This is a genomic window from Comamonas brasiliensis, assembly GCF_018292285.1.
GTDB lineage: Bacteria > Pseudomonadota > Gammaproteobacteria > Burkholderiales > Burkholderiaceae_C > Comamonas > Comamonas brasiliensis.
Genome location: NZ_JAANES010000001.1, coordinates 785386 through 807212 on the forward strand (window position 1 = coordinate 785386; position 21827 = coordinate 807212).

Annotated in this window: 20 protein-coding genes; 12 read left to right on the plus strand and 8 right to left on the minus strand. The window is 61.0% G+C overall.

All coding sequences use genetic code 11. The features are described 5' to 3' along the window. The first annotated feature begins 80 nt into the window (after positions 1-80). Positions 81-1175, plus strand: coding sequence for a porin (locus DJFAAGMI_RS03565; protein WP_211455959.1), 1095 nt, complete (start codon positions 81-83; stop codon positions 1173-1175). Between the two features lie 154 nt (positions 1176-1329). On the opposite strand, the gene DJFAAGMI_RS03570 is transcribed toward DJFAAGMI_RS03565, so the two are convergent. Further along, a complete protein-coding gene (locus DJFAAGMI_RS03570) occupies positions 1330-1506 on the minus strand; it encodes a hypothetical protein (RefSeq protein WP_211455960.1) in 177 nt (58 codons plus the stop codon). A gap of 249 nt (positions 1507-1755) precedes the next feature. On the opposite strand from DJFAAGMI_RS03570, the gene DJFAAGMI_RS03575 reads away from it, so the two are divergent. The 5 genes from DJFAAGMI_RS03575 (at position 1756) to DJFAAGMI_RS03595 (ending at position 7144) form a co-directional block, all read left to right on the plus strand. Then, entirely contained in the window at positions 1756-2988 is a 1233-nt protein-coding gene (locus DJFAAGMI_RS03575) for a SpoIIE family protein phosphatase (protein ID WP_211455961.1), read from the plus strand. A 17-nt stretch (positions 2989-3005) separates the two neighbouring features. After that, positions 3006-3572: a SiaB family protein kinase gene (locus tag DJFAAGMI_RS03580; protein WP_211455962.1), complete on the plus strand. Its 567-nt coding sequence runs from the start codon at positions 3006-3008 to the stop codon at positions 3570-3572. Between the two features lie 34 nt (positions 3573-3606). Further along, a complete protein-coding gene (locus tag DJFAAGMI_RS03585; RefSeq protein WP_211455963.1) occupies positions 3607-3996 on the plus strand; it encodes a DUF1987 domain-containing protein in 390 nt (129 codons plus the stop codon). Beyond that, positions 3997-4758, plus strand: a complete 762-nt coding sequence (locus DJFAAGMI_RS03590; RefSeq protein ID WP_211455964.1) for a GGDEF domain-containing protein — start codon at positions 3997-3999, stop codon at positions 4756-4758. It abuts the gene before it with no gap. Positions 4759-4906: 148 nt separating this feature from the next. Beyond that, entirely contained in the window at positions 4907-7144 is a 2238-nt protein-coding gene (locus DJFAAGMI_RS03595; protein WP_211455965.1) for a putative bifunctional diguanylate cyclase/phosphodiesterase, read from the plus strand. A gap of 141 nt (positions 7145-7285) precedes the next feature. Here DJFAAGMI_RS03595 and DJFAAGMI_RS03600 read toward each other — a convergent pair whose 3' ends face one another. From DJFAAGMI_RS03600 to DJFAAGMI_RS03620, 5 genes are all read right to left on the minus strand, one after another. Then, entirely contained in the window at positions 7286-7477 is a 192-nt protein-coding gene (locus DJFAAGMI_RS03600; protein WP_211455966.1) for a hypothetical protein, read from the minus strand. A gap of 116 nt (positions 7478-7593) precedes the next feature. Then, positions 7594-7737, minus strand: a complete 144-nt coding sequence (locus tag DJFAAGMI_RS03605) for a DUF3149 domain-containing protein (RefSeq protein ID WP_211455967.1) — start codon at positions 7735-7737, stop codon at positions 7594-7596. Between the two features lie 213 nt (positions 7738-7950). Further along, a complete protein-coding gene (locus tag DJFAAGMI_RS03610; RefSeq protein ID WP_211455968.1) occupies positions 7951-9378 on the minus strand; it encodes a M20 family metallopeptidase in 1428 nt (475 codons plus the stop codon). A gap of 88 nt (positions 9379-9466) precedes the next feature. After that, positions 9467-10492 carry a tripartite tricarboxylate transporter substrate binding protein BugE gene (locus DJFAAGMI_RS03615; protein WP_211455969.1) on the minus strand — a complete coding sequence of 342 codons (1026 nt, stop codon included), beginning with the start codon at positions 10490-10492 and terminating at the stop codon, positions 9467-9469. A 414-nt stretch (positions 10493-10906) separates the two neighbouring features. Next, complete coding sequence (locus DJFAAGMI_RS03620; protein ID WP_043004159.1) at positions 10907-11293, minus strand: MerR family transcriptional regulator; 387 nt, start codon at positions 11291-11293, stop codon at positions 10907-10909. A gap of 73 nt (positions 11294-11366) precedes the next feature. Between DJFAAGMI_RS03620 and DJFAAGMI_RS03625 the strand changes: the two genes are divergently transcribed. From DJFAAGMI_RS03625 to DJFAAGMI_RS03650, 6 genes are all read left to right on the plus strand, one after another. After that, complete coding sequence (locus tag DJFAAGMI_RS03625; RefSeq protein ID WP_211455970.1) at positions 11367-12446, plus strand: SDR family oxidoreductase; 1080 nt, start codon at positions 11367-11369, stop codon at positions 12444-12446. 361 nt (positions 12447-12807) lie between these two features. Next, entirely contained in the window at positions 12808-14940 is a 2133-nt protein-coding gene (locus DJFAAGMI_RS03630) for a TonB-dependent siderophore receptor (RefSeq protein ID WP_349305212.1), read from the plus strand. A 112-nt stretch (positions 14941-15052) separates the two neighbouring features. Next, a complete protein-coding gene (locus DJFAAGMI_RS03635) occupies positions 15053-17623 on the plus strand; it encodes a PepSY domain-containing protein (protein ID WP_211455972.1) in 2571 nt (856 codons plus the stop codon). Between the two features lie 348 nt (positions 17624-17971). Then, positions 17972-18874, plus strand: coding sequence for a glutamate ABC transporter substrate-binding protein (locus DJFAAGMI_RS03640; RefSeq protein WP_211455973.1), 903 nt, complete (start codon positions 17972-17974; stop codon positions 18872-18874). A 3-nt stretch (positions 18875-18877) separates the two neighbouring features. Further along, complete coding sequence (locus tag DJFAAGMI_RS03645) at positions 18878-19540, plus strand: amino acid ABC transporter permease (RefSeq protein WP_043004164.1); 663 nt, start codon at positions 18878-18880, stop codon at positions 19538-19540. After that, on the plus strand, positions 19537-20337 hold the full coding sequence (locus DJFAAGMI_RS03650; RefSeq protein WP_211455974.1) for an amino acid ABC transporter permease: 801 nt from the start codon (positions 19537-19539) through the stop codon (positions 20335-20337). Before DJFAAGMI_RS03645 ends, DJFAAGMI_RS03650 begins: the two co-directional genes overlap by 4 nt. 125 nt (positions 20338-20462) lie before the next feature. On the opposite strand, the gene DJFAAGMI_RS03655 is transcribed toward DJFAAGMI_RS03650, so the two are convergent. Beyond that, on the minus strand, positions 20463-20654 hold the full coding sequence (locus DJFAAGMI_RS03655) for a hypothetical protein (RefSeq protein ID WP_211455975.1): 192 nt from the start codon (positions 20652-20654) through the stop codon (positions 20463-20465). Further along, positions 20651-21805, minus strand: a complete 1155-nt coding sequence (locus tag DJFAAGMI_RS03660) for a PepSY-associated TM helix domain-containing protein (RefSeq protein WP_211455976.1) — start codon at positions 21803-21805, stop codon at positions 20651-20653. The genes DJFAAGMI_RS03655 and DJFAAGMI_RS03660 overlap by 4 nt, the downstream gene beginning before the upstream one ends. Between the last annotated feature and the right edge of the window lie 22 nt (positions 21806-21827).

Here is a 21827-nt window from a genome sequence, read left to right on the forward strand (position 1 = left end):
GGAGGTTCAGGACCTAAAAGACCAATCGCATCAAGCCACGCATGCAAATAACTAAACGAAATTGGAAACTGGAGACATTCATGCTGAAAAAAATAGCAGGCGCTGTTGCGCTACTAGGGGTGGGAGGTTTTGCCCATGCACAATCGTCGGTGCAGATCTACGGCATCATGGACACGGCCATCGAGACCATGAACCATGTGGGCGCGAGCAGCTCCACCTTGACGCGCATGCCCAATCTCTCGGGCAGCGTTCCTTCGCGCCTGGGCTTTCGCGGCCGCGAGGATCTGGGTGGCGGCCTGAGCGCATCCTTCACGCTGGAGATGGGCATAGGCCCAGACAGCGGTGCGCTCAACCAGGGAGGGCGCGGTTTCGGCCGCCAATCGTTCGTCAGCCTGAACGGCCCCTGGGGCTCGCTGGGCCTGGGCCGCCAGTACACCATGCTGTTCTGGTCCGTGCTCGATGCCGACGTGATCGGCCCAAGCCTGCACAGCATGGCCAGCCTGGACAGCTACTTCCCCAATGCACGGGCCGACAATGCGATTTCCTACAAAGGCGTGTTTTCGGGCCTGACCATTGGCGCGACCTATAGCTTTGGGCGCGATGCGGTCAATGCCGGCCCCAGTCCTTCAGGCACCAACTGCGCAGGCGAGAGCAGCACGGACTCCAAGACCTGCCGCGAATGGTCGGCCATGCTCAAGTACGACGGCGCGACATGGGGTGCAGCATTCGCCCATGACGAGCTGCGTGGCGGCCCCGGCGCTTTCGCAGGACTGAGCAGCAGCGACAAGACCGACAAGCGCAGCATGCTCAATGGCTACGTCAAGTGGGGCGGCGCGAAGATCGGCGCCGGCTTTATGCGTCGCAAGAACGACGGATATATCGCCTCACCGCGCAATGACCTGTGGTTTGTCGGCGTGAGCTACCCCATGGGTCCCTGGACGCTGGATGCCCAGTACAACCAGCTCAAGTACAAGGACAACGCGGACAAGGGTCAGCTGATGGTGCTGCGTGGCACTTACAACCTCTCCAAGCGCACGGCAGTCTATGCCTCGCTGGGCTATATGAAGAACAGCGGCAATGCTGCTTTTGGAGCCAGCAGCGCTCAGGCTGGAGGAACGCCAATGCCGGGTGTGAACCAGACGGGCTTTGGCGCGGGCTTGCGCCACACGTTCTGACTTCAGAACTAAACAGGCGAGTGCAGGAAGCCTGGTGGCCTGCACTCGCTTTCTTGAGAAGGTGCAGCAGCCTTGACACCTTGATGTCAGGCGGTGTTTGCCTCGTGATACCCAGTGCGTCATCGATATAGAACAGTGCAGTGTCCTCACTTCCCTAGAAGCCGCTGCCGATACAGGTCATCGTCAGCAGCAGCTTGCCCATTAAGAGCCGAGGCAACGCTCTCCCCAAGTCTGGAATGCCAAGCCCGATATGGCGGCAGGCATCGAACGTCCACACAACAGTGGCGATGACGATGCCACCTGGAACAGGGTGCAGGGGAACGGAAGTCACATGGCACTGCTTCCAGTCACAAGCAGGATGCTTCGATGTAGCGTTCAAGGTTGGAATCTCTGTTGATTACATGTGCACTCAACCCGCGCTGTAAAGCGCCTTGCTGAAGCTCCTCCCAGGCTGCAGGAGGCCCTTCCTTCCTGTGAGCTGTTGAATGTGTCAGTGAAATGGCTTCACCATTGCTTTGTCATGAAATCGCCATATAGCGTGCGTAACATTTACTCACAATGATTCCTTTGGCAATGCTGCATGCCTGAAATCCCCGAGTATCTGAGCGACTTCCGGCCACGCTTTCGCCCACCGAGTGCTGCCGACCTCTGCACCGAGGTCCCGTGCATGACGACCGATGACACTAATGAGAAAGTCATGGAGGTTTTCAACCGCTACCGTGACCTTGTCAGCCTTCCCGTTGTTGAGGGCAAACAGCCCATCGGGCTCATCAACCGCAACATCTTCCTGTCGCAGATGAGCAAGCAGTTCCGCATGGAACTCTATGGTCGCAAGAGCTGTATTGCATTCATGGACAAAGAGCCGCTGATCGTGGATGCAGCTTTGGACATCGAAGCGCTGACTTTCAAAACAGTGGAGTACGGCGAAAAAGCGCTATCCGACGGCTTCATCATCACCCGAGATGGTGCATTTGCCGGAACAGGCAATGGGCTCCAGCTCATGCGGGTGGTGGCGGATATGCAGGCTTCGCGCAATCGCCAGATCATGCACAGCATCGAATATGCCAGCGTGATTCAGCAGTCGACACTTCGCAGCTCCCTGGATGCGCTCGCAAGAGCCTGTCCCGAAGCCCATCTGGTGTGGGAGCCACGTGACATTGTCGGTGGCGATTTCTACCAGTTCAGCACCGACACCGATGGCTGGTTTGCGACCGTGGCCGATTGCACGGGGCATGGGGTGCCAGGTGCTTTCATGACCTTGATTGCGTCGACCAGCCTCAACCAGGCGATAGAGCAGAACGGGTCCCGCGACCCGGCCAGTCTGCTGGGCCATGTCAATCGCAGCATCAAGCAGATGCTGGGTCAGGTCGACGGTCAGGACGCAACACCGGGCTCGGACGACGGCATGGACGCGGCCTGCTTCTGGTTTGAGCCCGTGAACGGGCGCTTGACTTTCGCGGGCGCACGGCTGTCCATGTTCCTGCTGCGTCCCGATGCGGACACTGTTGAGATGCTGGAGGGACAGCGCAAGGGAGTCGGCTATGTCGACAGCGAAATCGATTTCGCTTGGCTTAACCAGCAAGTCGATCTGCCCAGTGGGACCCTGGTCTTTGTGAGCACCGATGGACTGATTGACCAGATCGGCGGGCCACGAGGTATCGCTCTTGGCAAGCGCCGGGTGCGGGAATCACTGCTTGAGCATCGGCAGAAGTCTCCTTCAGAGGTCAATATGGCCTTGCTCGAATCTCTGCGCGTCTGGCAAGGTGAACACCACCGCCGCGACGATCTGACTTTTTTCTGTTTTCGTACCTAGTCTCAAGGCCCATATATATGCCTTCCCCCATGATTGCCGAGAAGTACGGATCCTTCTTCAATTTGGCGCGCCAGCACCAAGTCATTTTCTACTACGTCGGGTATTTCTCGCAGCACATCGTTGCGGCCATGGCCGATGCAGTGAAGTTGCAGCTTGAAGTTGCCGGGGTTCCCGCTCCAACCCGACGCAAGCTGTTTTCCTCGTTTGTGGAGATGGCGCAGAACATCATTCACTACTCAGCTGATTCGCTGACTCCCTCCAGTCTGAACAATGGGGAGCTACGTCATGGCTCTGTCTGCATTCGTCGAGAGGAGGACGGCAGCTTTCTGCTGCTGTGTGCCAACCCCATAGAGCCGTTGATGGCCGAGGCTTTGCGGGTGAAGCTGAACGCACTGCGGAGCATGACGCTCGAAGAAATCAAGCAAGCCTATAGACAGACACTTCGCGAGGAGACGCCTGAGGGGAGCAAGGGTGCGGGCATGGGTTTCTTGACCGTTGCCCGGGATGCCAGGGAACCGTTGGAGTTCGACTTCGACGCGGAGTCTGGCGACTCGCCTGTTTTTTACCTTAAGGCGGCCATATAGGCACGGCGAGACCGTCAACGAATAAAGAAAACTGATGGAAAACCTCTACATTGCCCCAACGCCCAGCTCTCCCGAGGTGGATTTCATTTTTGATGCGCATACCTTGAGCATGCGCGGCGAGTCGTATCCGGAAAATGCTGCAGCTTTCTACAGCGACATCATTTCTCGGCTCAAGGACTACTTGTCCGCTCAGACAGAGACAAAGATCGAAGTGAATATTGCGCTGGCGTATTTCAACAGCTCCAGCACCAAAATGCTCTTCAATTTGATAGAGGCTCTGAGCAATTGCGCGGAGGCCGGCAATCGCGTGGTTCTCAACTGGTATCACGATGAAGAAGACGACACGATTCTCGAGTTCGGGCAGGAGTTGAGCGAGGATTTTCCCGCGCTCGAGTTTGCTGCCCATCCAGTTGGAGCAACCTGAATGACCAGCCCTGGCACTTCAGCGTCGCCAGATCTGTTTGAAGCAGAGAATCAGGCGCTGTTGACTGCGCGAGCGGCACATGTCGGCTGCGCCTGCACAGCGCCATCTCAATGCAGACAGGCATTGGGTGACCTGCTTCTTGCTTACGAAAGGCTGTTGCGAGAAACACGCCGCTTGGTGCGCCGCAGCGATCGCGCGGAATTGGAGATGAATCAGTTGAATTCCCAGCTTCAGGATCTGGCGGCAGAGCTTGAGCATCGGGCTACTCACGACACGCTGACGGGTGTCTTGAACCGAGCTGCCGTTATCGAGCGGGTGAACCAGTATTTCGTGCATGACGATCTTTCACTGATCGTGCTGGATATCGATCACTTCAAAAGAATCAACGACAGTTTTGGTCATCCGACGGGTGACAAGGTCATCCTCGGCGTTGTTGCCTGTCTTCAGGCCGTGGTGCCTTCCTCAGCGCAGATCGGCCGGGTCGGCGGTGAAGAATTCACGGTTGTGCTACCTCGTCAGAGCGCGGACGTTTCCGAAAGACTTGCACAGGATCTCCGGCGTGCGATTGAAATCTGTGATTTCGATCTGCCCGATGGAAGTGGTGTCACTGCCAGCTTTGGCGTGAGTTGGGCACCTCCGGGCGGCGATTTCGACAGCGCGTATGGCTTCGCTGACGAAGCGCTTTACGTCGCAAAGCGAGGCGGACGCAACCAAGTCTGCCTCTCGTCGTGTTTTTTGCAGTCTCTCGAGCATGAGACCTGAGCCAGCTCCAAGGGGGGATCAGTCGCGCCTGGTCTCAGCCGACACAATGCCAAGCGCAGACCCGGCCTTTGGTCCAAGGTGGCGCATCCTCGTTGTGAGCGCAGATCCAGAGGTTCACGCGGCAAGCCGTTCCTTTTTGGATGCGCAGATGCTGTTCGAGCGCCCGCTGCTGTTTTTGAATGCGTTTTCTGGCAACGAGGCAAGACAGCTGCTTCTGAGCGAAAGCGACCTGGCCGTGGTCATACTCGATCTTGCGATGGAGCGTGCGGGCGTGAGAATCGATCTGGTGCATTTCATACGCCATGCTGCGGCCCTGCGCAATACCCGCATCATTCTTCTTTCCAGCCAACCGGGGCAGGAGCTCGGGCTCGATGCACTGATTGAAAATGACATCAGTGACTACAGAACTAGAGCGGAATTGACTGCTGATCGGTTGCACGTCATCGTTGCCACGGCAGTTCGCTCCTACAAGCAGCTGTGCGCGGCGGACACAAGCCGAGGCGGCCTGGAGCATGTTCTGCGATCCAGTGCATCTCTGCTGGAGATCAAGGATTGCTACGAATTCGCATCCGGTGTACTGACACAACTGGCGGCTTTGCTGAAGGTTGCACAAGTGGGTGTGGTTTGTGCCCAGGAGTTGGCCAATCCTGACGGTTGCTACTTCGTGCAGGCGGCAACGGGCCGATTCTCCGAGCTGATCGGGCATCCTCTGGAGTTGTTGCCGCAGACCTCGGAGCTGGGCTTGCTAAGAAAGGCCGTTGAGGGCCGCTGCAATGTCTACGGCGAGACTGGCGGGCTGGCATTGCATATCGGCCACGACGCTGGACAGAACTTCGTGGTGCTCATCGACGTGCCCAGGCATCATGCCGTGCTGCATCCGCAACTGCTGGATGTCTTCTGTGCCAATCTGAGCACATTGCTGCATAACCGCGGTTTGCTCGGGCGCCTGAAAGAGAGTGCCTATCATGATCCTCTGGTGAATCTTCCCAATCGCGCCCATTTCGTCGAGGCAGTCGATGAATGTGCAAGACAAGGTCTGCACGACTACATTCTGGCGCTCATCGATATTGACGATTTCAGTGCCACGAACGACCTGATGGGGCATCTGTTCGGGGACCGTCTTCTGGAGCGCGTTGCTCGCTGTCTTGAAGATGTGCTGCCAGGCGATGTGCTGTTGGCCAGGCTGGGTGCGGACACCTTCGGGGTCTTGGGGGCCATCGGACAGGTGCAGCCCAGGCGTCTGCTGGAGTGCGTGCGCCAACCGCTGAGTATTGACGGGGTTCCTTACAAGGTTTCGCTCACCTGTGGCTATGTGCTTTTGCCTCAAGAGTTTCGAGAAGGGGCGGACTTGGTCAAGGATGCCACGATTGCACTCAAGCGTGCGAAGCGAGATCACCGCGGTCAGGAGCTGAGGTACTCCGATCAGATGGGAGCCGAGGCGCGGTCCAGGGCATTGTTGCTGTCCGAACTCAGAGAGGCGATCGAGAGCCGGGAGCTGTTTCTGGTCTATCAGCCACAGCTCAATTTGGTGACGCGTAGCGTCGTTGGAATTGAGGCGCTGCTGCGATGGCGTACGGAGGATGGCAGATTCGTGCCTCCGGACAAGTTCATCCCCGTTGCCGAGCACTCGGGTCTGATTGTGGCCCTTGGCCAATGGGTGCTCATGGCCGCATGTGCAGCGATGCGTGAATTGCTGGATGCAGGAGTCGCGCCTCAGCGCATTGCCGTCAATGTCTCGACGGTGCAGCTTCAGGACCCTGGATTCCTCGAGATCGTCTGCGCGGCACTCGCCAGCAGCGGTTTGCGAGGGGATCACCTTGAGCTGGAGATCACCGAATCCGTGGCGGCGCTTCCCACGGATCTGCTGAAATCAACGCTGTCGGCGCTGAGGGCAGAGGGCGTCTCCATCGCCATCGATGATTTCGGCACAGGCTACTCTTCACTGAGTTATCTGGAGCAGCTTCCTCTGGATCGGATCAAGATTGACCGATCCTTTGTGAGCCAGTTGGGCGAACCGGACGGCGCACGGATAGCGGAAATGGTCGTTCAACTGGGGCGCAAGCTCGGATTGAGCGTGCTGGCCGAAGGCATTGAGGACGCCACCGTGTGCCAGGCCTTGCTCGCCATGGATTGTTATGAAGGACAGGGCTATTACATCGCGAAGCCCATGGATAAGGATGTTCTCCTGGCATGGCTTCAGGCGCATTGCCTCGATGCAGACGCAGACAGCCGCAACCAGTTGATGGCGCCACCGGTTGAACTCTCTTTTGATTCACGGGGTGTTGCCGCGTTCGGAGCGGAAGAATCGGCAGTTGCTATCCTCCCCGCAATCAGCGGTTCCTCAAGGCATGTGATGCGAGAGAGGGACCGGCATACATGCGCTTGACCTTGGCACTTTCTTCCTGCTTGTGCGCTGGCGCACAGGCATTCCGGGATGTCGGTCTTTATTCAGCCAACGCGGTGTTTGCCGCTGGAGTGCTGGATCGTGGCGATAAGCCCGAAGTGCTGGGGGCCTGTGGCGCGCGCCTCACTGCAGCTGGATTTTCTTCGGTGAGTAAATGCCCCAGGCACTCTTGATCGACTCTTGCTTCTTGATGCGTAAAGATTCAAGGATGCCTTGAAACACCATTGCCAAGTCTTCGACACCCATCCGCAGAAACTCCAGGCAAGAAAAAGCCCCTTCAAGAGGGGCTGAGAGTGCTTGCAATGATTCACTCATCCTGGATATATAAATTGCCGGGGAGTAGCGAGATCTCCGGTTTTTTTGCGTTCAATTCAGATTATCCCGCCAGCAACTCAAGGCAGTACATATGCAGCATGCAGCGAGGATCGCGATTATTCCAGCGTGGTGTTTGCAACGTTTTTCATCTTGCCCAGGAAGAGGCGTGTGAAGAACGCGGCCATGACGATAATCAGCACAATCACGGCCAGGCTCATCAGCCCGTAGTCGGTGGAAAAGAGATCGATCATCAGCTTCATGGTTCCTCCCTGTTGAGTCTCCGCAGTCTTGCGGGCATGTCTCACTATGGCTGCTGGCGCCGCCGGAGGGCTTGTGCTGCATCAAGCTTTGGCAGCCGTCGCTTTGAGGCAGAGCAAGCAGGAGTACAGGATGAACGATCAATCCTGCCAGACGCTCGCAGGGAGTCTGGCTGTGCTGTGATCGCTTTCAGGGAAGTGGGGCTCTCTTCTCTCTTACTTGCGCAGAAAAGGCAAGGCTACCTCGGCGGGAATGGGGCAGATATAGGGCTTGCCTTCACGACGTTGCAGCAACTCCTCTTTGGCGCGTTCCAGCAGTTCGGGTTGAGCCAACAACTCCACGGCGGTGGCCGTGAGAATTTTTGCAGCATGCACCATGCCGGTGTGAGCCAGGCCGGACTGGCCTTGCGACACCATCTGCCAGGAGTGCAGAGGCGTGCCAAAGGCATAGCAGGCCACCCAGGCCTGAACCGTGGGCGTGATCCAACTCACGTCGGCTACGTCGGTGGAGCCGAACATGATGTCGCTGGCATCGGGGTCATAAGGCATCAGACCTTCAAAAATGGCCGGCACCTTGCCGCGCAGCACACTGGCGAGCGGGCGGCTGACGGCATCGACATCATTTTTGTCTAGCGTGGCCTGGAACTGGCCGGCGACTGCATGTGCCTGCGCGTCGGCCTGCAACTGTCCCAGTGCTTGCATCTGCGCATACATCACCTTGTTGAGCGTGTTGTTCTGCAAGAGATTGGAGCAGGCCTTGTCGAAGACGATTTCGAGCCTGCAGTCCGTCATCAGCGCGGCGCCGCGAGCTACGTTCTGCACGCGTTCATAGAGTTCGGCGGCTTCGTGGTTGCGCGCTGCCCGCACCAGGTACAGCACTTCGGCGCGCGCCTGCACCACATTGGGTGACAGACCTCCGCTATCAGTGATGGCATAGTGCACGCGCGCGTCCGAGGGCATGTGCTCGCGCAGATAGTTCACTCCCACGTTCATCAACTCCACCGCATCCAGGGCGCTGCGGCCCAGATGGGGCGAGTGAGCAGCATGCGAGGCCTTGCCATGGAAGACAAACTTGGCCTGGATATTGGCCAGCGTGCTTTGGCTGAACAGGCCGGTGTAGCTGGCTGGATGCCAGGTCAGTGCGGCATCCACATCATCGAACACGCCGGCGCGGGCCATGAAGGTCTTGCCGGAGCCGCCTTCCTCGGCCGGGCAGCCGTAGTAGCGCACGCGTCCGCTCAGGCCTGTGCGTTTCAGATGCTGCTGCAACGCAATGGCGGCAAAGTGTGCCGAAGTGCCAAGCAGATGGTGGCCGCAGCCGTGACCGGCCAGACCAGGGCTGTCGATGGATGGGGTGCACACCAGAGCACCGCTTTGCTGGTTCAGGCCTGACAGCGCGTCGTACTCACCGAGCAATGCAATGACCGGGCCAGCATCGCCCCATTCGGCCATGAAGGCGGTGGGAATGCCCGCCACATCACGCGTGATGCGAAAGCCAGCCTGCTCCAGGGCATTGCTGTGCAATTGGGCCGAAGCATTTTCGGCATAACGCAGTTCGGCCAGCGACCAGATCTGGTCGGCCAGCGCCGTCATGCGTGGTGTCTCGCGTTGAAAAAAGTCCTGCAGGGCGCTCATCGCTTGCATGGCAAAGGGTCCTTGAGCTGTGGTGAAGAAGACAGGGTATGAAAAGTAGGCAACCGGGCGAGGTTTGCGCCCGGCGCTGAGCCGGCTCTTATTCGGGCTTGACGCCGGCCTTGTCGAGCAAGGCCTTGTTGCGCTTAAGTTCAGCGGCAATCTGGGCCGGGAACTGGGAGGGTGCGGTCTCGGTGGCCGTGGCGCCCAGATTCTTCAAATGCTTTTGCACCTCGGGCAGGTGCACGGCCTTGACGGCCGCGTCCTGCAGTTGCTTCACGATGGGCGCTGGTGTGTTGGCGGGGACGACCAGCCCGAACCAGCTGATGCCGAGTTCGTTGAGTTCGTCGTAGCCCAGTTCCTTGAAGGTCGGCACGTTGGGCAGATCGGGCGAGCGGCCATGCGAAGCGACGACCACCGGAAGCAGCTTGCCGCCCTTGATTTGGGGCATGGCCGAGGGCAACTGGTCGGTCATGATCTGAACCATTCCGGCCAGGGCATCGTTGAGCGCAGGGCCGTTGCCGCGGTAGGGCACGATCTGGATCTGGGTCTTCATGGTCTCGTTGAACGAGGCAACCATGAGATGACCCAGCGTTCCAAGGCCCGGCACCCCGGCGCTGTAGGCGCCAGGCTGGGCCTTGATCTTGGCGAGAAAGTCCTTGAAGTTGTTCACGCCCATCTTGGGGTGAGCCATGTAGACCGACGGCATGGTCACGAGATTAGCCACCGGCAGCAGCTTGCCTTCGATCTTGCTGGCGCGTTGGTAGAGCAGGGGGTTGATGGTGGCCGTGCTCACGGTCGCCATGCCGATGCTGTAGCCATCGGGAGCGGCCTGGGCAATGGCTTCGCTGCCGATCAACCCGCCGGCGCCGCCCTTGTTGTCCACGATCACAGGCTGCCCCAGCGTGGTTCGCATGCCTTCGGCAATCACGCGGGCCACGATGTCGGTGGAGCCGCCGGCCGCAAAAGGCACGATGAGCTTAACGGGCTTGCTGGGGTAGGCGTCGGCGGCCAGCGTCCGCGAGGCAGGCAGGGCCGACAAGGCGCCGGCCACAGCCAGCGAGAGCAGGCCGAAGCGGCCGGTGAGATCCTTTGTGCAGCGGCAGGTGCGTGAAGAGTTGGGCATGGAAGGCTCCTGAAAGATATCGGCCGAGCCGTGTCCACACCATCAGTGCTGTTCACGAAGTTCTGCCGCCATGGAGATGAAATATAGAAATTCCGGAGCCTTGGCAGTAGATGCTATTTACTTGTAGCTATAAGCGTTGCCGATATCTGATGCGAGCTTCCCTCTGGATGTGTTGACGCATCCTGGTGAAAACCCTGTGACTGCTTGCCGCCTGCAAGCTGCGCTGTGCCACGCAGGACGGGACGGAGTGCGGTCTTGCAGGCTCAGTTTCAGGGGCTGTTCCTGATGTGCCGACTCCCCCGGCACCTCGGCCCCGACTGTAGGCAGTGGCTGAGCGTGCATGGGCACAAGATGGCAGAAAACGCCAGGGCGGGGCTCGAGGCCGGTTGGCAGCGTCTTCCGCATGGCTGCAGCTCAGTTCGATGCGCTCAGTTGCCTCAGTTCAAGTTGCCTGGCAGCACTGGCTTCGAGGTTTGCCCGCTCTTCATCGAGATACCGATAGATGCTTTTGAGGTCGGCGATTTTCTGCCGGATTTCTGCCATCTTTTTTTCGATGAGCTTGGCACCCTCGGCGCAATCGATAGTCTGGTTCCGCTGCGCATCCAGGATCTGGCCTATTTCCGCTAGCGAGAACCCCATGCTTTGGGCGCGCTGGATAAAGTCCAGGTCCTGCAATGTTTGCGCGGTATAGACGCGGTAGTTGTTGCTTCGACGCATGGGCGAGATCAGGCCGATCTGCTCGTAGTAGCGCAAGGTGTGGCGGCTGGCGCCGCTACGGGTTTCGAGTTCGCCGATTCTCATGAAAATACCGCTTGACTATAGAGTTAGGTCGACACTCTACATTTGCCTCCTCACCTAATCAAGGAGCGGGGAAATGAGTGCGGAGTGCTTTGTCACGGGGGGTACCGGTTTCATCGGTCAATATTTGCTGGCGAACCTGAGTGCGAAAGCTCACAACGTCAGAGTCCTGATGCGTCATCCCGAGCGTCTGCCCGAACTGCGCGAGCAGGTCGACAAGCTGGGAGGGGCGGCAAGCCGGATATTTGCGGTTGCCGGCGATCTGGAAAGGGAAGGGCTGGGGATCGGTCCTGCCGACCAGGCGATGTTGAAGCAGGCCCGGGTCGTATTCCACCTCGGTGCCCAATTCGCCTGGGGGCTTTCACAAAAGCAGGCTCGCGCCGTGAATGTGCAGGGGGCAAAGCGCGTGGCGCTGCTGGCGGCCGGGCAAAACAGCCGCTTGGTCATGGTAGGCGGCTATATGTTGAAAAACCATGACCATCTGCAACGCATAGGCATAGACCCTCGCCGACCGGAGCTGACAAACTGGCCAGCCGTCTACCGCCAGGTTGGTGCTTATGAGGCGAGCAAGCTGGAGGCATATTTTGCGACCCTGGAGCTCATGGCTGCCAAGGACGCGCAGATGACTGTGGTCCACCCCGCCACGGTCTGTGGCCACAGCCGCAGCGGCCATATTCTTGGCGCTCAGCCGCTGGTGGCGCTGATACGCAATCTTGCGCAGGGCAAGCTTGCTGCCGTGCCCGGTACGGCAGAGCATTGGCTGCCGCTGGTGACCGTGGATCACCTGGCCGAGCTGGTGGCGGCTTGTGCCTTCGATCCCGCCATGGCGGGCCAGGAGTTGCTGGCGCTGGATGCCCAGACCCCGAGCTTGCGAGAGCTGCTGGCAGAGCTCGCGCAAGCCATGGGCCTGAAGCCTCCCAGGCATCATGTTCCGCTGCCATTGCTGAGGCTGCTGCTGCGCATGCCTGCGGTCGCGCGTTTCCTCAATACCAGCGCCGAAGCCCTGGACTTCATACAGACCACCCGTTTCGAGACGACTGCCTTGGAGCAATTTGCCATGCGGCATGGGATCGCCAAGCCGGACATAGGCCGGGCCTTGCAGCACACGGCAGCGTTCGTCAGCTCCTGCGGTCTGGCCGGGAACAAGGTCCGCTGATTGCCTTCTTCGGGGAGCAAAGCCCCTGACGGCAGCGGAATGCACAACCCATGACGCACATGGGGCAGCCTGCTTCAGGGCGTGCCGCAGCGAGTGCCAGTAGATGCGCTGCAACACCGGTCAGCCCAGGCTGCATCGGGCAGGTCGCCGTAATATCCGCGGCTTGCCAGCCGGCCATTGCAGCAGGTGCAAGGACTTGCAAATCCCTTGCATGGGCTCAGCTCTAAGCCGGCTTCTGTGCATTGATGCAAATGAGAATGAATTAGAATAACGCACTCAAACATCTTTCAAAACCAGTGGCCAGCCCTTATCGAGCTGGCTTGTGCCGGCAGCCTGCGGCATCTCCTCTCGCCACGCCATCGTGACCCTCTCTCTTCGCACCACACTGGGCCTTTATGGCCTGGCCGCCTGTGCTGCCGTGCCCGCTCTGGCACAGACCACAACCGAAACCCAGACCCAGCCCACGGCCGAGCAGCACCAATTGCCCGAGGTCATCGTGCAGGAGAAAGCCCAGGAAATCGGCTACCAGCCCAAGCGCGCGACCACGGCCACACGCTCCGATGCCGCGCTGCGCGACTTGCCCCAGGCGGTGGCTGTAGTGCCGGCACAGGTGCTGCAGGACCAGCAGGTGCGCAATATCGACGAGGCGCTCTACTATGTCAGCGGCATCACCCAGGCCAACACCCTGGGCGGCACGCAGGATGCGCTGATCAAGCGTGGCTTCGGCTTCAATCGCGACGGCTCCATATTGCGCGACGGCGTGCGCACCGTGCTGGCGCGCAATCTGACCTACACCACTGATCGCGTGGAAGTGCTCAAGGGACCGTCCTCCATTCTCTACGGCAGCATGGATCCGGGCGGTGTGGTGAATATGGTCACCAAGAAGCCGCAACTCGAATTTGCGGGCCAGGCTGCGCTGAGCGCGTCCAGCTATGACGGCGGCGGTGCCTCGGTGGACCTCACCGGCCCCATCGGCAACAAGGGCCTGGCTTACCGGTTGATCGCCGACACCAGCCATGTGGATTACTGGCGCAACTTCGGCGTCAACAAGCAGACCGTGATCGCGCCTTCGCTTGCCTGGTATGGCCGCGATACCTATGTGCGCATGTCCTATGAGCACACCGAATACGAGCAGCCCTTTGACCGCGGCACCGTCATCGACAGCCGCACCGGCAAGCCTGTGGCCATTGACCCGCGCCGCCGCCTCGACGAAGCCTATAACCGCACGATAGGGGATTCGGATTTCTTCACCGTTCAGGGTCAGCACACGCTGAATTCGCAGTGGAAGCTCAACGCCACCTATAGCTACAACCGTAATCGCTATGACGACTACCAGGCCCGTCCGGTATCGCTGAACCCGGTCACCGGCGTGCTCACCCGCCGCCCGGACGGCACGCGCGAAGCGCTCAGCCAGCAGCATGTGGCCCAGCTGAACTTGCAGGGCAATCTGCAGTGGGGCGGCGTCCACCACGAGATACTGAGCGGTCTGGACATCGAGGACAGCGATATCTACCGACGCGACCTGATTCGCGGCAGCAACAGCACCGGCTTCAATGTCTACAACCCGGTCTATGGCTTGCTGCCGTATTCCACCACCATCAGCGCGGCAGACAGCGACCAGCGCGACAAGATCAGGCAGCAGGCGTTTTTCCTCCAGGACAATATCCGTTTGTCCGAACAGTGGATGGTGCAGGCCGGAGGCCGCTGGCTGCACTATGACCAGGAAGCCGGCAAAGGCAGGCCTTTCGTCGTGGGCAGTGCTTCCGACGGCTGGCAGTTTGTGCCACGCGTGGGCCTGGTGTGGCAACCTGATTCCAGCTGGTCCTTCTATGGCAGCTACAGCGAGTCGTTCAAGCCGCAAAGCAGCGTGGGTACGGTGATAGGCGCATTGCCGCCGGAAGAGGCCAAGTCCTGGGAGCTCGGAGCCAAGCTGGAGCTGGCGCGCGGCATCAGCGCCACGGCAGCGCTCTACGACATCCGCAAGCGCAATGTGGCGGTGAGGATTCCCGTCAACGGCGATCTGGCTACCCGTGCCGCTGGTGGCGCCCGCTCGCGCGGCCTGGAAGTGGATGTGGCCGGCCAGATCAGCCGCCAGTGGCAGCTCATAGGCAGCTATGCCTATACCGACGCCTGGGTGTCCGATGATCCGCAGCTGCAGGGCAAGCGCCTTGCCAATGTGGCACGCCAGAGTGCCTCGGTGTTTGCGGCCTATACCTTTGAGCGCAGCAGATACGGTCAGTGGCGTGCTGGTGCCGGTGTGCGCCACGTGGGCAAGCGTGCCGGAGATGCAGGCAACACCTTCGACAACGATGCCTACAACGTCGCCGATGCCTTTGTCTCCTACGAAACCCGCTGGGACAACCGCCCCGTGCGCCTGCAGCTGAACATCAAGAACCTGTTCGACAAGAACTATGTCGTTTCCTCGGGCAGCAATATCTATGTCTCGCTGGGCGAGCGCCGTCAGGCCGTGCTGCGCGCGGTCATGGACTTCTGACGGCATGCAGCGCCCGCTGTTGCGCTGCGAAACCAGGCCGCAAGGCACTGTATCCGCGTGCCGGCTGCAGGGCCGGCGAGCGGCAACCGATACCAAGCATCACTGATTTTCTATGCCGTCCTTCAAGCAACTCTGGTTTCAGCTGCACTGGTTTGTCGGCATCACGGCCGGCACGGTGCTGATCGTTCTCGGTCTGTCGGGGGCGGTGTTTTCCTTTCATGAGGAAATACTGGACTGGCTGAACCCCGGCACTGCGCGCGTGCAGGCGCGCAGCGACCTGGCGCCCATGACGCCTGCGCAATTGCTGCAGACGCTGCGCGCGCAGGGCGAGGAGCGTGTGGTGCAGCGCATCACCGTGCATTCCGAAGCCGGCCGATCGGCCCAGATCAGTTTCAAGCCGGACAAGGGGCAGCGCCGCGGCGAGACGGTCTTTGTCAATCCCTATACAGCAGCCCTGCTGCCGCCTCAGAAGGGCGCACAGTTCTTCGAATGGGCAGAGCGCTTGCACCGCTGGCTGCTGCTGTCGCGCGATGACGGCAAGCCCATCACCGGTACCCTGGCAGGTCTGCTGGTGCTGCTGTCGCTGTCCGGCCTGTATCTGCGCTGGCCGCGCAAGCCGATGGACTGGCGCAGCTGGCTATGGCTGGACATGCGCCTCAAGGGGCGCAGCTTTCTGTGGAATCTGCATGCTGTGGCGGGCACTCTGGCGCTGCTGGTCTATCTGGTGCTGGCTCCCACGGGCATGTACTGGGCTTTCGACGGCCTGCGCCGTACGGTCGATACCTGGGCTGGGGTGCCGCCGCGCGCCGCTGCTGCCACGCCCGCCAAGCCCGACAGAGGGCTGGCTGAGCCGACACCGGACCTGACGAGCGCATGGCAGAGCTTTCAGCATCTGGCACCGGGATGGCAGTTTGCTCAGTTGCGCCTGCCCGAGCGCGCGGGCGCGTCCGTGCAGATTGCCTGGTTCGACGAGACAGCTGCCCATGAGCGTGCGCGCAACCAGTTGCGCCTGACTCCCGAAGGCCGCGTTCAGCAGGATGAGCGCTATGCAGATCTGCCTGCCGGCCGCCGCGCCGTGGGTGCCATCTACCCGCTGCATATGGGCACGTATTTCGGACTGCCGGGGCGCATCATCGTCACCTTGGCGGCGCTGATGATGCCGCTGTTCGCCATCACCGGCTGGTTGCTCTATCTGGACCGCCGACGCAAGGCCCGTGCCCTGAACGGTGAACGCCGGGCCTTGGCCGGCAGTTCCCCTGCAGTCCAGGGGCAGGACAGCATTCTCGTGGCCTATGCCAGCCAGACCGGCCATGCCGAACGCCTGGCCCTGCGCACTGCGGCCGCGCTGCGCAATGCGGGACTGGCCACGACGCTCAAACCCATGGCACAACTGGACACTGAGCAGCTGCGCCACCATGGCCGAGCTCTTTTCATTGCCAGCAGCTTTGGCGACGGCGAAGCACCCGACAGCACGCGTCGCTTTGCCCGCGCGCTGGATGCCGCTGCGGCCAATCCTCTGGCCACGCTGCACTACGGCCTGCTGGCGCTGGGCGATCGCCAGTACACACGCTTTTGCGGTTTTGGCCGTGCACTCGATCATCAGTTGCAACGCCTGGCTGCGCAGCCGATTTTCCCCCGAATCGAAATGGACGGAGAAGACGGCAAGGCCTGGAGCGCCTGGCAGCAGATGCTCAGTGGCCACTTTCGCACTGCCCGGCAATTGCCCGATGCACCCGCCGCTCCTGCGTTTGCGCCATGGACGCTGGCAAAGCGCAGTTTGGTCAATCCGGGCAGTCTGGGCACACCGCTGCACAGTCTCACGCTGACGCCGCCGGCAGGACTGGACCTGGGCTGGCACCCGGGTGCGCTCGTGGAAATCTGCCCGCGGCATGCGCCCCAAACCATTGCCGCCTGGCTGCAGCAGCAGGCGCTGGACGGCAATGCCGTGGTTCGGTGGCAGGGCCGGAGCCAGCCACTTCAGGCCGCACTGTCTGCAAGCGTGCTGCCCCAGCCCGGTGATCTGAGCGCGGATGCTTCGGCGCAGTCCGTGGCCGATGCGCTGCAGCCACTGGCCGCGCGCAGCTATTCCGTGGCGTCTTTGCCGGCTGATGGCCATGTGCGGCTGCTGGTACGCCAGGCCCGCCATGATGCGGGTCTGGGCCTGGCCTCGGGCTGGCTTACGGCCTATGCGGCGCCGGGCGCAGCGCTGATGCTGAGACTGGTGGACAACCGCGCATTCGCGCCCGCCGATGATGCTGCCGCGCCATCGGATGTGCCCGCGATCTTTATCGGCAACGGCTCGGGCTATGCAGGCCTGCGCGGCCACCTGCTGGCGCGCATGCGTGCGGGCCAGCATCGCAACTGGCTGCTGTTTGGCGAACGCCAGCAAGCCCATGACGGCTATGCCCAGGCCGAAGCCTGCACCTGGTTGCAGGCAGGGCAGTTGGCGCGCGCAGACTTTGTCTATTCACGCGACCAGGCCCAGCGCCGCTATGTGCAAGATGGTTTGCGCGATGCAGCGGACCTGTTGCGCGGCTGGATCGACGAGGGCGCCGTGATCTTCATCTGCGGCAGCCTGCAAGGCATGGCCGCAGGCGTGGACACGGTGCTGCAGGAGCTGCTGGGCCGCGACGCCCTGGACGAGCTGATCGCCCAGGGGCGCTACCGACGGGACGTGTACTGAGCGCCTGGATCCGCAGCGGGCCGCAAACGGGAGTGAGGCGAGGGCAGGGCATGCAAGGCATGCAGCAGGCGGGCCGGATGTCCTGCAAGAGTACTCCAGGCCCGTGGCGCCCGGCAACAAGGCCGCGCTACCGTACGAGCCGCTCCATGACCAGCCAGCGCTGCGCAGCCGGCCTGGGTGGCGTCTCTGGAGGGATCTCGCAATCCATGCGAGTTGTCATAATCGGCCCTTGTCGCAGTGCGCGAGGCCTATATTGTGTGCACAATGGTGTCCGACCCGGACCGGCGGCATGTGCATTCCGTCGCTGCTTTATATTGATTCGCATCACCGACCATCCAAGAACACCGCATGTCGATCCAATCCATTTTCAAATCCACCGTGGTGGCGCTGACGATCGCGGCCAGCGGCTCGCTTTTCGCACAGGGCACGCCCATCAATGCAGCGGCCTACGACGCGCTGGTGGCGCAGGGCCCTGTTGCCGATGCGGCGACGATTGCGTCCAGTACCTGGGCCAGCAAGATCAAGCAGGCCGGCACGCTGCGTCTGGGCAGCACGCAAACCTCGAATCTTTTCTCGTTGCTCAACGAGAAGGACGGCAAGATCCGTGGCTTCGACCTGGGCCTGGCCCAACTCATCACCCGCTACATCCTGGGCGATGCTGCTAAGTACCAGTTCACCCAGGTGACCTCGTCCACGCGCGAGCAGGTGCTCATCAACAATCAGGTGGACATGGTCTTCGCCACCTACTCCATCACTCCTGCCCGCGCCGAGAAGATCTCGTTCGCCGGCCCTTACTACACATCGCAGTCCGGTGTACTGGTCAAGGCGAACAACAAGACACTGCAGTCCTACAACGACCTGGGCGGCAAGAAGGTGGCCACGCAAGCCGGCTCCACGGGGCCTGCGATACTGGCCCAGTACGCCCCCAAGGCCGTCGTGCAGGAGTTCCAGACGCATCAGGAAGCCCTCGATGCCCTGCGTCAGGGCCGCGTCGATGCCTATGTGACCGACTACACGCTGCTGCTCAACGCCCTGAGCCTTGGCACCAGCAATGCGCGGCTGGCTGGGGCTCCATTCGGTGCCCAGGACCCTTATGGCGTGGGACTGCCCAAAGGCTCGGACGGCGTGGCCTTCATCAATGCCTTTCTCAAGAAGCTGGAAGCCGACGGTACCTGGGCCAAGCTTTGGACGATTTCCATTGGGCAGCGCACCGGCAGCACGACGGTTCCGACTCCGCCCGCTCTGCCTTGAACAATGGGTGAGGTTTCAAGGCTTTTGACCGACCACGGGCCTGCCTTCTGGCAGGCCTTGTTGCTGACATGGAAGCTCACGCTGGTGTCCTTCGTGCCCGGCGTCCTGCTGGGCGTGCTCGTCGCGGTGCTCAGGCTCTTGCCCCTGCCGCCGCTGCGCTGGGCTCTGAGCGTCTATGTGGAGATCTTTCGCAATATTCCCAGCGTGGCGCTGCTGATCTTCATCGTCTTTGCGCTGCCCGATCTCAATATAGTGATCGACTACGAGCCCAGCGTGATCCTCACGCTGACGCTGGTCTGCTCCGCATTCACGGCGGACTACCTGCGCGCAGGCATCAACACGATTCCGGGCAGCCAGATCGAGGCCGCGCTCAGCCTGGGCATGCGGCCGCTGCAGATTGTGTCTGCCGTGGTCCTGCCGCAGGCGCTGCGCTCGGTGGTGCAGCCCATGACCTCGCTGCTTATTGCCCTGATGCTCTCGACCTCCCTGGCGTCGCAGCTGCCGTTTCCCGGCCGCGAGCTCACAGCCCTGGTCTCCAAGATTGCCAATGACTCGGCGCTCGGCATTGCCGCGTTCGCCGTGGCGGCCACCATGTATGTGGTGACAGGTCTGCTCATCGCCTGGGCCGGCGCGGTTCTGGAAAAGAAAGTGCGGATACTGCGATGAGCCGCTCCCTGGAAGAAATTCTGTTTGCCGCGCCAGGCCTGCGGGTCCGGGCCGTCACCAAAGCGGTGAGCGTGACCGCCGCAGCCCTGCTGCTTCTGCTTGCGGTGGCGATCGTGTGGCAGTTCCATTCGGCAGGCCAGCTCGAAGCACCGTACTGGGAATTCTTTGCCTGGGCTACGACCTGGAGCTTTCTTGCCAAGGGGCTGCTTGGCACGCTGGCATCGTCGGCGATGGCTGCCGTGATTTCCCTGGCACTGGGACTGGTGCTGCTGCTGGGGCGGCTGTCGCGGCCCAGGCTGCTGCGCTGGCCCAGCATTGCCGTCATAGAGTTCCTGCGCGGCACGCCGACGCTGCTGCTCATCTATGTGTGTTTTCTGGTGCTGCCATCGGTCGGCATCAAGCTGAGCACCTATTGGATGCTGACCTTGCCCATAGGTCTGAGTACCGCAGCCGTGGTCGCCGAGGTATACCGCGCCGGCGTGCTCGCCGTGCCGCGCGGCCAGACCGATGCCGCGCGCAGTCTGGGGTTGACTGAAGCCCAGGTCTTTTTCTTCGTCGTCTTTCCCCAGGCCCTTCGCTACATCATCCCGGCATTGGTGGCGCAGCTGGTCATCGTGGTCAAGGACACCACCTTCGGCTATGTGGTCACCTATGGCGAACTCATGCAGAACGCCAAGGTGCTGATTGCGAACTATCACTCGCTGGTGCCGGTGTACCTGATCGTGGCAGCGCTTTACTGCCTCGTGAACTATGGGATTTCAAAGGCCAGCCAGCGTCTGGGCCGGCCCATGCATTGAGCGCCGCCCAGAGCAATAGGCTTGGCACGGCCTTGGTGCAGCAGTGATGAAAGCCAGGTCTGATGGATGCTGGCCTCTGCGCAGCCGCGCTTGCCTGCCTGGATGCGGGCAAGCACGCGCACAGTTCAGCGCGGGGCCCGTCTCAGCAGGCCGTACCAGATGCCGCAAACGGTGGGTATGCCCAGACATATGCCTGACAGCGTATCGCCCAGGCCGCCGTCGCTGAACAGCGCAGCGATCAGTCCGATGCCGGTCAGCAAGCCCAGCGCGACAGGCCAGCCCCAGATGGCGAGCAGGCGGGATGGCGTGTTCTTCATGGCGCAACCTCCTCAGAGATCCTGGGCTGGCTGCTCTGGCGGCTCTTGGGCTCGGTGCTGCGGCCCTTTTTGATCCAGAGATAAAGCCCGGTGCCCAGCACGACAATGCTGGCGATGTCCAGCAGCGCCCAGATGATCTGCATCACGCGGCCACCGTAGTCGCCGAAATGCAGCGGCTGCGACACCAGCAGGGCGGCAAGATACCAGGGCAGTTCCGGTGCGGCGGTGACCTCGGCCGACTTGGCATCGACCAAGACCGGATAGAGCAGGCGAGAGGTCAAAGGCTCGTTGCCACGCAGGAAGATGGTGTGGTGGTGGGGGCTGGAAAAGCTGGTGCCAGGGAAGGCGATAAAGGACAGCTTGGTATCGGGCGCCTGATGCCGGGCCACTTCGAGCGAACGCTGCACCGAAGCACGTTCGGCCACGGGAACAGTGGGCTGACCCTGGTAGGGCGCCAGCAAGCTGCTGAGCTGGTCATGCTGCCAGTATTTGATCACCAGATCGGCCCAGGTATTGATCATGCCGGTGGCACCCACCACAAACAGCCAGACCAGGGTCACGATGCCCAGGAGATTGTGCAGATCCAGCCATTTCAGGCGCGGCTGGCGATCGCGGCGTACTGTCCCGAAGTCCAGCTTGCGCATGAAGGGAGCGTAAAGCACCACTCCGCTGACAATCGCTATCAGCAGCAACAATCCCATCAGGCCCAGGAAGAGCTTGCCGGGAAGACCTGCAAACAGGTCCACATGGAGCTTGAACATGATCCACATAAAGCCCTGATCGAAACGGGGCTGGGCCAGCAGCTCGGCAGTGCGGGCATCGACGACCACCGAGCGGAAGTCATCGGTTGGCGCAGGGGTCGGCGTCATGGTGATGAACCAGAGATCGTCAGTTTCATCGGACTTGGACGCGAACTGAACCACGCGATCCGGATATTGGGCGCGGGCAACATCCAGTACCTTGTCCAGGCTGGCATGCGGCGTGCCCTCGGGCATGGGTGGAGCTTCGACCTCGGTGCCCAGCAGGTGTCCGATTTCATGGTGAAAGATCAGGGGCAGGCCGGTGAGGCACAGCAGCAGCATGAACACGGTGCAGACCAGGCTGCTCCATTTATGCACCCAGGCCCAGATCTTGATGGTGTGGCTTTGCATTTGATTCGCTCCAATGGATGAG

Coding starts and splice junctions, on each gene's coding strand:
- DJFAAGMI_RS03635 (WP_211455972.1), top strand. CDS start 15,053: ATGCCGTCCTTCAAGCAACTCTGGTTTCAGCTGCACTGGTTTGTCGGC.
- DJFAAGMI_RS03580 (WP_211455962.1), top strand. CDS start 3,006: ATGCCTTCCCCCATGATTGCCGAGAAGTACGGATCCTTCTTCAATTTG.
- DJFAAGMI_RS03625 (WP_211455970.1), top strand. CDS start 11,367: ATGAGTGCGGAGTGCTTTGTCACGGGGGGTACCGGTTTCATCGGTCAA.
- DJFAAGMI_RS03650 (WP_211455974.1), top strand. CDS start 19,537: ATGAGCCGCTCCCTGGAAGAAATTCTGTTTGCCGCGCCAGGCCTGCGG.
- DJFAAGMI_RS03655 (WP_211455975.1), bottom strand. CDS start 20,654: ATGAAGAACACGCCATCCCGCCTGCTCGCCATCTGGGGCTGGCCTGTC.
- DJFAAGMI_RS03645 (WP_043004164.1), top strand. CDS start 18,878: ATGGGTGAGGTTTCAAGGCTTTTGACCGACCACGGGCCTGCCTTCTGG.
- DJFAAGMI_RS03600 (WP_211455966.1), bottom strand. CDS start 7,477: ATGAGTGAATCATTGCAAGCACTCTCAGCCCCTCTTGAAGGGGCTTTT.
- DJFAAGMI_RS03615 (WP_211455969.1), bottom strand. CDS start 10,492: ATGCCCAACTCTTCACGCACCTGCCGCTGCACAAAGGATCTCACCGGC.
- DJFAAGMI_RS03590 (WP_211455964.1), top strand. CDS start 3,997: ATGACCAGCCCTGGCACTTCAGCGTCGCCAGATCTGTTTGAAGCAGAG.
- DJFAAGMI_RS03585 (WP_211455963.1), top strand. CDS start 3,607: ATGGAAAACCTCTACATTGCCCCAACGCCCAGCTCTCCCGAGGTGGAT.
- DJFAAGMI_RS03605 (WP_211455967.1), bottom strand. CDS start 7,737: ATGAAGCTGATGATCGATCTCTTTTCCACCGACTACGGGCTGATGAGC.
- DJFAAGMI_RS03610 (WP_211455968.1), bottom strand. CDS start 9,378: ATGCAAGCGATGAGCGCCCTGCAGGACTTTTTTCAACGCGAGACACCA.
- DJFAAGMI_RS03640 (WP_211455973.1), top strand. CDS start 17,972: ATGTCGATCCAATCCATTTTCAAATCCACCGTGGTGGCGCTGACGATC.
- DJFAAGMI_RS03595 (WP_211455965.1), top strand. CDS start 4,907: ATGCTGTTCGAGCGCCCGCTGCTGTTTTTGAATGCGTTTTCTGGCAAC.
- DJFAAGMI_RS03620 (WP_043004159.1), bottom strand. CDS start 11,293: ATGAGAATCGGCGAACTCGAAACCCGTAGCGGCGCCAGCCGCCACACC.
- DJFAAGMI_RS03565 (WP_211455959.1), top strand. CDS start 81: ATGCTGAAAAAAATAGCAGGCGCTGTTGCGCTACTAGGGGTGGGAGGT.
- DJFAAGMI_RS03575 (WP_211455961.1), top strand. CDS start 1,756: ATGCCTGAAATCCCCGAGTATCTGAGCGACTTCCGGCCACGCTTTCGC.
- DJFAAGMI_RS03660 (WP_211455976.1), bottom strand. CDS start 21,805: ATGCAAAGCCACACCATCAAGATCTGGGCCTGGGTGCATAAATGGAGC.